Source organism: Martelella endophytica, assembly GCF_000960975.1.
Lineage (GTDB): Bacteria > Pseudomonadota > Alphaproteobacteria > Rhizobiales > Rhizobiaceae > Martelella > Martelella endophytica.
The window spans coordinates 824,759-835,738 of record NZ_CP010803.1; the positions used below are offsets into that span (position 1 = coordinate 824,759).

The window sequence follows — 10,980 nt, forward strand, 5'->3', positions numbered from 1 at the left end:
ATCCTCTCGAAGGTATTTCTCATTTTCCTACAGGGTAACGACCGCCAATGACACACATTCCTTCCCTTTCCCGACGCTCCTTCATTGCGCTCGGCAGCGCCGCTGTGGCGGGCCTTGCCGCACCCCGCTTCTCCTTCGGCCAGAGCCTGACGCCGGTGACCACCGCGCTCGGCTGGATCCCCAATGCCGAATATGCCGGCCTGTGGGTCGCCATCGAAAACGGCTATTTCGCGGAAGAAGGCATCGACATTCAGTATAGCCCCGGTGGCCCGAACGCGCCGGGCGTTCTGGTACAGCTTGCCGCCGGCCAGGCCGATTACGCCGGTGGCGACTGGGTGCCGCTGTTTGAAGCCATCAATCGCGGCAATGACTTCGTCGTCCTCGGCGCCGCCTTCCCGCAGAGCCCTGCAGCACTGATGTCGATGGCCAAAAATCCGGTAACAACGCCGGAGCAGCTTGTCGGCAAGAAAATCCTCAGCCAGCTTCCAGCCGACAAGAACACCATTGATTTTGTTCTGGAAAAGGCAGGCCTGCCGAAGGACTTCGAAATCGTGCCCACCGGCTTTTCGCCGGAGCCGCTGCTGGCCGGCGACGGCGATGCCTATATGGCCTTTGCCACCAACCAGCCGATCACCTTCGAGCAGATGGGCCTTGTCGAGGGCAAGGATTTCTTCGTCACGCTGTTCTCCGACCTTGGCTACAACGTGCCCGCCGGCCCGATCGTCGCGGATCGCGCCTATGTCGCGGAAAACCGCGACCTCGTCGTCGGCTATCTGCGTGCGCTTGCCCGCGGCTGGCTGGAAAACGGCAAGGACCCGAGCCTCGGCGCAAAGCTGGCGGTGGAAAAATTCGGCGCCGATTTCGGCCTCAGCCTTGAACAGACGACCCGCCAGAGCGAACTCGAAATGCCGCTGATCACGGCACCCGATGCGCCCGGCCCGTTCTGGTTCGACGCGACGCTGGTTGACACCAACTGCGCCCCCGTTGCCGCAGCCGCTGGTATCGAAAACATCCCGAGTGCGGCTGATATTGTCGACCTTGGTCCGCTCGAAGAAGCGCTGAAGTCACTCTGATACAATCCGTAGACAGGCGACCGGCAGTGTTGTTGCAAGACGCTGCCGGTGGCCACGGTTTCATGGAGACGGACTTGACCGACAAAGCAGCCATCAGCCTGTCCAATGTGGCGAAACGCTTCTCTCTGGATGACGGCAGCACGCTGACCGCGCTTGAAAATATCGATGTCACCATTGCCGAAGGCGAGTTTGTCGCCATTCTCGGACCTTCGGGTTGCGGCAAGAGCACGATCCTGCGCCTTGTGGCCGGTCTCGATACGACAAGCGAGGGCGTTGTCGAGGCCGAACGCTCGGCGCCGAGCGAACTGGCAGCCCAGCACCGCCTTGGCGTCGCCTTTCAGGATCACGCGCTGTTGCCATGGCTTTCCATCGAAAAGAACGTTGAGCTTCCCTTCCGCGTTTCCGGCCAGCCCGTGGATCGGGCGCGTATCGGCGAACTCCTGAAGCTTGTCGGCCTCACCGGTTTTGAAAAGGCCCGGCCGAGCCAGCTTTCGGGCGGCATGCGCCAGCGTGCCTCGATTGCCCGCGCGCTTGTGCTGGAGCCGGACGTGCTGCTGCTCGACGAACCCTTCGGCGCGCTCGATGCCGTCACCCGCCGGCACATGAATGTCGAGCTGCAGCGCATCTGGAGCGCGCGCACGCTGACGACGTTGCTCGTCACCCATTCCGTCGACGAGGCCTTGTTTCTGGCAGACCGCATTCTTGTCATGAGCGGACGGCCGGGTCGGATCCTGCGCGACCTTGCCGTCCCGTTTGACCGGCCACGCGACCCTTCCGTGATGCGCTCCCCGGAATTTCATGCCCTCGTCGATGAACTGACGCTCGCACTCGAGCCTGAGGGGAACACCCCATGAGGTTTGCGAGAAAGGCCTCGCATGCGCTGCCCGGGCTCCTTGGCGTTGTCGCTTTCCTTGGCGCCTGGCAGCTGATCGGCGTTTACCGGCTGGCGGGCTTCACATGGCCGCCGCTGACAACGGTGATCGCCTATCTCGCGGATCCTGCCCATCACACGCTTCTCGCACGCGCTGCAGCGGCAAGCTTCTCATCCGTTGGCATCGGCTACGGGCTCGGCCTTCTCATCGGCCTGGCCATTGCCATGCTGGTGCGCATTATCCGTCCCGCACGCGAAGGCATCGATCAGCTCGTGGCGGTGATCCACGCAACGCCGGCCATCGCACTGGCGCCGGTCTTCATGGTCATTCTGCCGCGCGATGCGATACCGGCCGCGATCTCGGCGCTCGCCGTCTTCTATCTGGTTTACGTGGCAACGACATCCGGCCTGGAAAGCGCCCACCGCGCCCATCAGGATCTGTTTTCCGTGCTCGGCGCCAGCCCGTTTTCCCGCTTTGCCCGCCTGGAACTCCCCGCGGCCCTCCCCTCGATCGTCTCCGGTCTGAAACTTGCCGTTCCGGTCGCCTTCATGGGCGCGATTGTCGGCGAATGGTTCGGCGCCTCGCGCGGGCTCGGCCTACTGATGATCTCCGGCATGCAGAATTTCCAGATTCCGATGCTGTGGTCGGCCGTGCTTCTGGCAACCCTGACCTCGCTTGTCGCCTATGGCCTGATGGGCCTTGCCGAGCGCGGCGTTCAGCAAAGGTACGGCCAATGACCGGAATCCGACGCTTCTTCGCCCGCAACTGGAGCATTCTCGCCGTCATCGCCGCATGGCAGGCCTGGGTTACGATTGCCGAACTCAATTCGATCGTTCTGCCCGGACCACTGCCGGTCGCCCGCGATATCGCCACCAATCCCGGGCTCTACCTTGCCAATGCGGCCCAGACGCTTGCCGTCTCGGCCAGCGGCCTCGTCATCGGCTTTGCGCTCGGTATTCTTGTCGCGGTGCTGGCATGGTGCTCGCGGCTCCTCTCCGGCATGCTGACGCCGATCGGGCTGATCTTTTCGTCGATCCCGATTGTCGCGCTCATTCCGATCCTCGCCCGCATTCTGGGCTACGACATATCGACCGTGGTGGCGATTGTCGCGGTATCGGCCTTCTTCCCGACCTTTGTTTTTGCGGGTGCGGGGCTGAACGATCTGCCGCGCGGCGCGCCCGATCTCTTCGCCGTCTTCGGTGCAAGCCGCATTCAGCGTTTCTATCGTCTGGTCCTGCCATCGGCGGTTCCCAACATGATGATCGCGCTTCGCCTCATCGTGCCGGAATCCGTCCTGGCCGCCATTCTTGCCGAGTTTCTGATGGGCCGCTCGGGCCTCGGCTTCCTGTTTCGCGAGGCAACCGGCCGCTTTGCCATGGAGCGTGCACTGGGCACGTCGCTGGTTGCCGCCGTCACCGCGATTATCTGCTTCTTCCTTGCGCAGCGGGCCGAACGCGCCGTCAAGGCGCGCTGGTCGTAAGCGCCGCAACCAATGGAGACTATGAAATGATCAAGGTTCAACAACCGCCGGATCCGTGGCAGCGTACGACCACGGAAAATGGCTTCGCCGCTGACGAGGTCATCTCCGCGCTGCAGAAATGCCTGCGCCGCGGCATGCTCGAAAACGCAATCCTGCTCGGCTGGGAAATGTTTCTCACCAGCCCCGAGATGGAAGAGATGATGTGGTCGCGCCTTTGCGTGATCGCCGTGGAAGACGTCGGCACCGGCAATCCCAACCTGCCAGTGATCGTTGAAACGCTCTACCAGCAGCACAAACGCTACCCCCGCCCGGTCGGCGACCGCTTCCTGTTTGCCGCCCATGTCATCCGCCTGATCGCGGGTTCGGAGAAGGAACGCACCTCGGACGACCTCGTCAACTGGGCCCGCCGTTCCGTCGAGCTTGGCGAAAACCTGCCGCAAATCCCGGATGTCGCGCTCGACATGCACACCGGACGCGGCCAGGAAATGGGGCGCGATTACCGCTTCTTCATGGAAGAGGCCTCGAAGGTCATTCCCGAAAAGGCCGGTCGTGACACCAAGTGGCGTGAATGGATCCTCGCCGCTCTGGACGCGGGCAAACTGAAATGAGCGCACGCAAGAAGGTTTATATCGCAGGCCCCGACGTGTTTTTCGAAAACGCGTCGGAGGTCATGCGGAAGAAGGGCGAGATCGTTCAGGAATACGGTTTCGCCCCCTCCACCCTTGCCGAAGACGACCTCAGCCCGGACGGGCTGACGGCCTTCCAGTTCGGCATTGCCATCGGCCTCGCCAATGAGCGCAAGATGGACGAGGCCGATTTCATCATCGCCAACCTGACGCCGTTTCGCGGCATTTCTGCCGATGTCGGCACGGCCTTCGAGGTCGGCTACATGCGGGCGCAGGGCAAGCCGGTGTTCGCCTATTCCAATTCGGGGCGCGACTATTACACCCGGTTGACCGCCGACTATTACGGCGGCAAGCCGCTCAGCAACGTGGATGGCGTGACCCGCGGTCCCGACGGGCTGATGGTCGAGAACCATGGCATGGCCGACAACCTGATGCTCGATACCGCAGCAGCCGAAAGCGGCGGCTGCTTTGTTGCCGAAGAGGCCAGGGGCGAGGACGTTCTGGGCGACCTCGCCGCATTCCGGAAGTGCCTGGAAAGGGCCCGCAGCTTTTACAGCGGCCGCTGACGACGGCCCATGCGGGAGCAGTCACGGCCACCTTGGTCTTGTCGGCACCGTTGTTTCCGGATCAGCACAAACATGATCCAGGACTGCCTTTCAGGGGGCAGCCCTGGAACGCGCAGATCCGGATGAAGAGTGTCACAGTGTGAAGGGCTCCAACATGCCGAACGCAGCAGCGTCCACAGTATCGGCCCGCTCGACACCACGTCCGGCTTTACCGGGCGGCGGCACTCAGCGGAGCGTCGAGCACGAGCGCGTAGTCGAGGGGCTTTCGCTGCGAGACCGGCACCTTCAGTCTATCGGGCAGGACACCGAAGCCGACCATGGTGATGACCAGCTCGCTTTCCGGCAGATCGATCAGACGCCGCAGCCTGTCGTCCTGATCATGGGTTACCGACCAGTTCAGCATCACCGCGCCGAGCCCTTCGGCGTGCAGGCCATAGGCAAAGCTCATCGCGAACATGCCGCCATCGATCCAGGCCTGATAGCGTTCATGGGCATGCTCCCAATGGGCCAGATCCGACGTGATGATCGCAATGCCGCCCAGCTGATCGCCGAAGCCGCGATTGCCGTTTTGCAACGCGGTAATCCTGGCGATATCGGATGGCTCCGTCCATATCCGGGCGCGGCAAGTCTGCCGGTTGCAGGAGGATGGCGACTGCTGCGCGATCCGCACTGCCTGTTCGATGGATGACGCCGGTACAGGCTCGTTCTTGTAGCTTCTGATCGAGTGGCGCGCCTCGGCAAATGACATGAAATCGATCATGCCGCGGCGGCGGATGTCATCGGCCGTCACCGTTTCCACGCCGCCACGCAAACCGCTTTTCCGGCTATTGCCATGGCGCTCGACGACCGCTCTGATGGCACCGAGGTCGATGCCGCTTTCATCATTGAACGCCAGATAGCTTTCAAGCGTTCGAAGCGCGATCTCGGTTGTGGCATCAGGACCGAAATGGGCGATAAAGGTATCGATGTCGGCAGCGAGCTGGTTGGCCTTTTCCTGCCCATGCCCCGCTTTGGCGCCCTCAAGCGCGGAGCCATATTCGAGAAAGTGCAAACCGATGGCGATCCGCGCACGCAGATTTTCACGGTTTCTGGCCGCGCCGGTAAAGGAACTGCGCCAGAAGCGCCGCACATCACGCCAGGTGTTGGCCACCAGCGTGTCGAACAGTTCTCTTCGTTGCGAAGACGATGGACGGGGCTCGGGCATGGGTCCGGACATGAGCAATACTCCAGCAGGCTACTGGCCACGAGATTGTTTCGGATCGCCTGGCAAAGCAAGTGCACGTCATTCGGTTAGGATAGGTTTATCGGAAAAACCATGATGCTTTGGATAGAATTTATCTATTTGTAAAATATGTATAAAATAACAATACCCTATCCATAGGAATGGGTCTTGATTGCGTTCATTTTCAGAAACTCGACCGAATTATGCAAAAACCTATCCGTGAAAGACCTTCTCTCGTCCCCTCAAGGCACACACTATGTCGGCAACATAAGACGCCGCAAAGCGACAGGGAACATAGCCGTGACCAAGCCAGTACACGTCCGTATCATCTCGCCGATCACAACGCTCGGCTTCCGCTCCGATGCAGCGGTGAAGTCTCTCGAGACGGATGGGCTGATCGTCTCGGCCACGCAGATTGCGAAGGGCCCGGCTTCGATCGAAAGCGAGTATGAGGGCGCGATGGCAGCGCCTGACACGGTCGCCAGGATCATCGAGGCCGAGCGCGAGGGCGTTGATGCCTGCGTCATCGACTGCATGGGCGATCCCGGCCTGAGGGCGGCGCGCGAGACCGTCTCTATCCCGGTCCTCGGCCCCTGCAATACCGGCATGCACATTGCGGCCATGCTGGGCCACAAGTTCTCGGTCATCACCATCGTCAATCGGCTGATCGCCCAGTTCGAGAATGCCGCGGCGCTCGCCGGGCTGTCATCGCGCATGGCATCGGCCCGTTCCGTCGAAATCCCTGTATTGGAACTTGAAGCCGACATGGACAGGACCCGCAAGATCCTCATCGACGAGGCGCAAAAGGCCGTCCAGCTGGATGGTGCGCATGCCATCATTTTCGGCTGCACCGGCCTGTTCGGCTGTGCGGCGGCTGTGCGCGAAGGACTGCTGCAGCGCGGTATCGACGTTCCCGTCATCGACCCGATCCCGACCGCAGTCAACATCGCGGCAGGCCTGGTGCGGGCCAATCTCAGCCAGTCGGAGCGCACCTATCCGCTCCCGCCGGAAAAGGCCATGCCCGGCTACGACATGCCGGACCTGCGCCTGAACGCAGCGGAGTGATCTGATGACGGATGCGACCGCGGCGACACACGAAAGAACAGGGCCGGCATGGCTGAAGCCTAATCTCTGGTGGTTGGTCCTGCCCGCGATCCTGTTCATCATCCTGTTCTTCCTGATCCCGGTCATCTCGCTGTTCCTGTCGAGCTTCGACAAGGCCATGCCGGGCCAGATCACCTTTCAGGGCAATTTCTCGCTCGACAATTACGAGCGGATCTTCACGAAGTCGCTCTATTACATGGCGATCTGGCGATCGGTGTGGATCGGCGCCGTGGTGTCGGCGGCCTGCCTGATCATCGGCTATCCGCTGGCCTTCATCATCGCCCGCACCCTGAAGCCCGGCACGGCGACGCTTCTGACGATCCTGGTGTTGAGCTCGATGCAGCTCGACATGGTCATCAGGCTCTATGGCCTGATGGTGCTGATGGGTGACAAGGGGCTGATCAATTCCGGGCTGATGGCGCTTGGCATCATCAGCGAGCCCCTGCCGCTGATGTACAACGCCTTCGGCGTGATCGTCGGCCTGGTCCAGGTCACGCTGCCGTTCATGGTGCTGTCGCTGATCGGCGCGATCCGCTCGATCAATCCGTCGCTTGAAGAGGCAGCCCGCAGCCTTGGTTCGACCCGCTGGCACGTGATGCGCACCATTACCTGGCCGCTGTCTCTGCCCGGTGTCTATGCCGGGACGCTGCTGGTCTTCGCGCTGGCGATCTCGTCCTATGTCGTGCCGGCACTGATGGGTGGCTGGAAGGTCATCACCCTGCCGATCCACATATACCAGCAGATCGCCGAAGTCGGGCGCTGGCAATTCGGCGCCGCCATTGCCGCAATCCTGTTCATCACCTCGCTGTTTGCCATGGGCCTTTATATCCTGGCGCTGCGCCGCAATGCCGGAGGCCGTGTCTGATGGAAGATGTCAATCCGATCCCCTTCACCTTCCGGGTCATCGCTGCAGTCGCGCTGCTCGTCCTGCTGGTTCCTGTCGGCATTGTCGTTCTCGCGGGCCTCAACTCCGGTGAATACCTGACCTTTCCGCCGGAAGGGTTTTCGCTGCGCTGGATCAGGAACTTCTTTGTCTCACCGACCTTCCTGCCCGCCTTCAAGTTGTCCTTCGGGCTGGCGCTGGCAACGACACTGATCTCGACCTTTCTCGGCACGCTGGCATCGATCTTCCTGACCCGTAGCACCAGCCGGTCGAAAGAATTCCTCCGGGCAATCTTCTTCCTGCCGGTGGTGCTTCCGGGCGTCGTGCTTGGTATCGCGCTCTATGTCTTCTTCATCTGGAGCAATATCGGCCTTGCGCGCAGCCTCACCGGTCTGATCATCGGCCATGTTCTGGTGACCATGCCCTTCGTCATCGCCACCGTCACCGCCTCGCTGGTCGATCTCGATCTTTCCGTGGAAGAGGCCGCCCGTTCGCTTGGCGCCTCGCCGATACAAGCCTTCACCAAAGTCACGCTGCCGCTGATTGCGCCCGGCATTTCCGCAGGCTCGATCTTTGCCTTCATCGTGTCCTTCGGCCAGTTCGAACTGACCCTGTTCCTGTCGACGCCGAACCTCCAGACCCTGCCTTTGGCGATCTATTCCTCGCTGCGCTACGCCTTCGAGCCGACGGCGGCGGCGGCCGGCATTTTCGCGATCTGCCTGGTCACGGTTTCGACACTGATTTCAACACGTCTCTCCAACCTCAAAAAACTACTGAGCCGGCGATAAGCGGCCCAACTCCAGAAAGGGAAAAGCATGACCGATACCAAGAACGGCCTTACCAGACGCACCCTGCTCAAGGCGGGCGCGGCAACCGCGGGCGTCAGCCTGTTCAACATCAACCATGCCTTCTCGCAGGACGTCACCTATGACGGCGGCGTGTTCGATGCCGGTGGCGCAGTGCTCAACATCGCCGGCTGGGGCGGCTACTGGGAGGAAACCCAGAACAAGCTGGTCCTCGACCAGTTCCAGAAGGACTTCAACTGCCAGATCCGCTATGACAGCACCTTCCCCTGGTTCCCGAAATATGTTGCCGCCGGTCCGGAAAACCCGCCCTTTGCCATGAACAACTGGAACATGCCGGAAATGTTCAAGACGGCAGGCGCCGGCGACTATTTCATGGACGTCGCGGAAGTGAAGGCCAATGTGCCGAACACGGCCCAGCTCTGGGACTTCTCGATGGAAACCGGTGTCGGCATCACCTGGGCCTTCTCGCGCTATTGCTACGTCTACCGCTCCGACGTCGGCATCACGCCGAAGAGCTTCAAGGACTTCTGGTTGCCTGACTATTCTGGCAAGCGCGGTACCTACATTACCTCCAACACGCTGCAGATGATGTTCTTCATGGCGTCCTGCGCCCAGTTCGGCAGCAGCGAAACCGACTTCGACGCCGGCTACCAGGCGATGAAGGACGCAATGCCGATGAAGATCTCGGACTTCACCGGCAACATGGCCGCGCTTGTCGAGCGCGGCGAGGTCAACATCGCCGTTCAGTCCGACGCCGAAGCCCTGCTGCAGCAGGAAAAGGGCGTTCCGGTCGATCTCTACTACTGGGACGAATACAAGGGCATCCTCACCCAGACCCAGACGATCAGCAAATATGCCGATCCGACCTCCAAGAAGCTCGCCTTCGCGCTTCTGAACCGGATGCTTTCGCCCGAATTCCAGACCGGCTTCGCCGATGAGTTCTGGATGCGGCCGACCAACAAGAACGCCGTCATTCCGGAAAAAATGGCCAAGCTCGGTGTCGAAAACACGGCCGATGCCACGGCCGGCCTGCACATTCCCGACTGGGCGGCCTATCTCGCGGACGAAATCGATATCGTCGAGACCTGCAACGAGATTTTCGGTTCGTAAGCAAGAATGCAGGGCGGGCCCTTCGCCGGCCCGCCTCCGCCACCGTCCCATAAGAAACGAGGCAGCAACGCCGTGTCCGATATCCGGCTGGAAAAACTTACCAAGCAATATGGTGACTCGACCGCCGTCGATTCCCTGTCGCTCGACATCAAGGAAGGCGAGTTCTACGCACTTCTCGGCCCATCGGGTTGCGGCAAGTCGACAACGCTTCGCATGGTGGCAGGTTTCGTCAAACCCACCACCGGCCGCATCATCGTCGGCGGCCAGAACCTCACGCCCCTGCCGCCCGAAAAACGCGACATCGGCATCGTCTTCCAGAACTACGCGATCTTTCCGCATATGTCGGTGGCCGACAATATCGCCTTCGGCCTGAAGCTCAGAAAGAAGCCACGCGCCGAGATCGACAAGGCGGTGAAGGCCGCCCTCGAACAGGTCGGACTTGCCGGCTACGAGGATCGCTTCCAGCGCAATCTCTCCGGCGGCCAGCAGCAGCGCGTAGCGCTCGCCCGTGTTCTGGTGACCGAACCACGCATCCTGCTTCTCGACGAGCCGCTTTCCGCGCTCGACAAGACGCTGCGCGAGGAAATGAAGTTCTGGATCAAGGATCTGCAGCAGAAGCTCGGCATCACCACGATCTATGTCACCCACGACCAGGACGAGGCGCTGACGATGTCGGACCGCATCGGCGTCATGCGGGCTGGCCAGATCGAGCATTCCGGTACGCCGCGCGAGATCTACGAGGAGCCGGCGACGCTGTTCGTAACCACCTTCATCGGCCAGTCGAACGTCGTCAGCGTGACCGCGCTTGAGGCGACGGACGGCGTGGCGACCTACCGCCTCGGCGACCAGGTGCTGAAGGCGGGCACGCGACATCACCTCGGCAGGAACATGCCTGCCAAGCTGATCGTCCGGCCCGAAAACGTGCTGATGGGTCCGGAGGCCGAGGCGCAGGGCGTGTCGCTGGTCACTGCCACGGTAATGGACGAGACCTATCAGGGCGCGATGCTGCGCTACAGGCTCAGTGTGGCGGGGCAGGACATCGTCGCGGAACGGCAGAACCAGATGCATCTCGCCCGGTGGAGCCGCGGTGACCAGGTTCAGATTGGCTGGGCGGAGAAAAGGGCGCGTATCCTGCCCGACGATCCGTCCGTGAGCACGGGAAGCTAGCTCCGGAACGGCGCAACAAGCGAACAAAAACAAAGATGTAAACGAGCCGACGCGACGATCTTGCGCCGGAA

The 10,980-nt window shown here is 61.5% G+C and carries 12 protein-coding genes; 11 read left to right on the forward strand and 1 reads right to left on the reverse strand.

All coding sequences use genetic code 11. From position 1 onward, the window contains the following. Nucleotides 1–47: 47 nt before the first annotated feature. The 6 genes from TM49_RS03810 to TM49_RS03835 all read left to right on the forward strand — a co-directional run bounded on the left by TM49_RS03810 (nucleotide 48) and on the right by TM49_RS03835 (nucleotide 4,617). Complete coding sequence (locus TM49_RS03810; protein WP_045679605.1) at nucleotides 48–1,073, forward strand: ABC transporter substrate-binding protein; 1,026 nt, start codon at nucleotides 48–50, stop codon at nucleotides 1,071–1,073. Nucleotides 1,074–1,135: 62 nt separating this feature from the next. Further along, the gene (locus tag TM49_RS03815) at nucleotides 1,136–1,927 is read left to right on the forward strand and encodes an ABC transporter ATP-binding protein (RefSeq protein WP_179945021.1); all 792 of its coding nucleotides are present in this window, start codon (nucleotides 1,136–1,138) and stop codon (nucleotides 1,925–1,927) included. Continuing rightward, nucleotides 1,924–2,682, forward strand: coding sequence for an ABC transporter permease (locus TM49_RS03820; protein WP_045679606.1), 759 nt, complete (start codon nucleotides 1,924–1,926; stop codon nucleotides 2,680–2,682). The genes TM49_RS03815 and TM49_RS03820 overlap by 4 nt, the downstream gene beginning before the upstream one ends. Beyond that, complete coding sequence (locus TM49_RS03825) at nucleotides 2,679–3,425, forward strand: ABC transporter permease (RefSeq protein ID WP_045679607.1); 747 nt, start codon at nucleotides 2,679–2,681, stop codon at nucleotides 3,423–3,425. The genes TM49_RS03820 and TM49_RS03825 overlap by 4 nt, the downstream gene beginning before the upstream one ends. 26 nt (nucleotides 3,426–3,451) lie before the next feature. Beyond that, a complete protein-coding gene (locus TM49_RS03830; RefSeq protein ID WP_045679608.1) occupies nucleotides 3,452–4,033 on the forward strand; it encodes an AAA family ATPase in 582 nt (193 codons plus the stop codon). Further along, a complete protein-coding gene (locus TM49_RS03835) occupies nucleotides 4,030–4,617 on the forward strand; it encodes a nucleoside 2-deoxyribosyltransferase (RefSeq protein WP_045679609.1) in 588 nt (195 codons plus the stop codon). The genes TM49_RS03830 and TM49_RS03835 overlap by 4 nt, the downstream gene beginning before the upstream one ends. 208 nt (nucleotides 4,618–4,825) lie before the next feature. Here TM49_RS03835 and TM49_RS23300 read toward each other — a convergent pair whose 3' ends face one another. After that, nucleotides 4,826–5,833, reverse strand: coding sequence for a nitroreductase family protein (locus TM49_RS23300; RefSeq protein ID WP_144409466.1), 1,008 nt, complete (start codon nucleotides 5,831–5,833; stop codon nucleotides 4,826–4,828). 306 nt (nucleotides 5,834–6,139) lie between these two features. Here TM49_RS23300 and TM49_RS03845 point away from each other — a divergent pair, with 306 nt between their 5' ends. From TM49_RS03845 to TM49_RS03865, 5 genes are all read left to right on the forward strand, one after another. Beyond that, complete coding sequence (locus tag TM49_RS03845) at nucleotides 6,140–6,904, forward strand: aspartate/glutamate racemase family protein (protein WP_045679611.1); 765 nt, start codon at nucleotides 6,140–6,142, stop codon at nucleotides 6,902–6,904. A 4-nt stretch (nucleotides 6,905–6,908) separates the two neighbouring features. After that, on the forward strand, nucleotides 6,909–7,808 hold the full coding sequence (locus TM49_RS03850) for an ABC transporter permease (RefSeq protein ID WP_045679612.1): 900 nt from the start codon (nucleotides 6,909–6,911) through the stop codon (nucleotides 7,806–7,808). Then, nucleotides 7,808–8,614 carry an ABC transporter permease gene (locus tag TM49_RS03855; protein WP_045679613.1) on the forward strand — a complete coding sequence of 269 codons (807 nt, stop codon included), beginning with the start codon at nucleotides 7,808–7,810 and terminating at the stop codon, nucleotides 8,612–8,614. The genes TM49_RS03850 and TM49_RS03855 overlap by 1 nt, the downstream gene beginning before the upstream one ends. Before the next feature lie 27 nt (nucleotides 8,615–8,641). Next, entirely contained in the window at nucleotides 8,642–9,742 is a 1,101-nt protein-coding gene (locus TM49_RS03860) for a type 2 periplasmic-binding domain-containing protein (protein WP_045679614.1), read from the forward strand. Between the two features lie 72 nt (nucleotides 9,743–9,814). Beyond that, nucleotides 9,815–10,909 carry an ABC transporter ATP-binding protein gene (locus TM49_RS03865; RefSeq protein ID WP_045684725.1) on the forward strand — a complete coding sequence of 365 codons (1,095 nt, stop codon included), beginning with the start codon at nucleotides 9,815–9,817 and terminating at the stop codon, nucleotides 10,907–10,909. The last annotated feature ends 71 nt before the right edge of the window (nucleotides 10,910–10,980 follow it).

Bases quoted from the DNA above. Each gene is read 5' to 3' on its own strand.
- TM49_RS03810 (WP_045679605.1), top strand. From the start codon at position 48: ATGACACACATTCCTTCCCTTTCCCGACGCTCCTTCATTGCGCTCGGC.
- TM49_RS03815 (WP_179945021.1), top strand. From the start codon at position 1,136: ATGGAGACGGACTTGACCGACAAAGCAGCCATCAGCCTGTCCAATGTG.
- TM49_RS03820 (WP_045679606.1), top strand. From the start codon at position 1,924: ATGAGGTTTGCGAGAAAGGCCTCGCATGCGCTGCCCGGGCTCCTTGGC.
- TM49_RS03825 (WP_045679607.1), top strand. From the start codon at position 2,679: ATGACCGGAATCCGACGCTTCTTCGCCCGCAACTGGAGCATTCTCGCC.
- TM49_RS03830 (WP_045679608.1), top strand. From the start codon at position 3,452: ATGATCAAGGTTCAACAACCGCCGGATCCGTGGCAGCGTACGACCACG.
- TM49_RS03835 (WP_045679609.1), top strand. From the start codon at position 4,030: ATGAGCGCACGCAAGAAGGTTTATATCGCAGGCCCCGACGTGTTTTTC.
- TM49_RS23300 (WP_144409466.1), bottom strand. From the start codon at position 5,833: ATGTCCGGACCCATGCCCGAGCCCCGTCCATCGTCTTCGCAACGAAGA.
- TM49_RS03850 (WP_045679612.1), top strand. From the start codon at position 6,909: ATGACGGATGCGACCGCGGCGACACACGAAAGAACAGGGCCGGCATGG.
- TM49_RS03855 (WP_045679613.1), top strand. From the start codon at position 7,808: ATGGAAGATGTCAATCCGATCCCCTTCACCTTCCGGGTCATCGCTGCA.
- TM49_RS03860 (WP_045679614.1), top strand. From the start codon at position 8,642: ATGACCGATACCAAGAACGGCCTTACCAGACGCACCCTGCTCAAGGCG.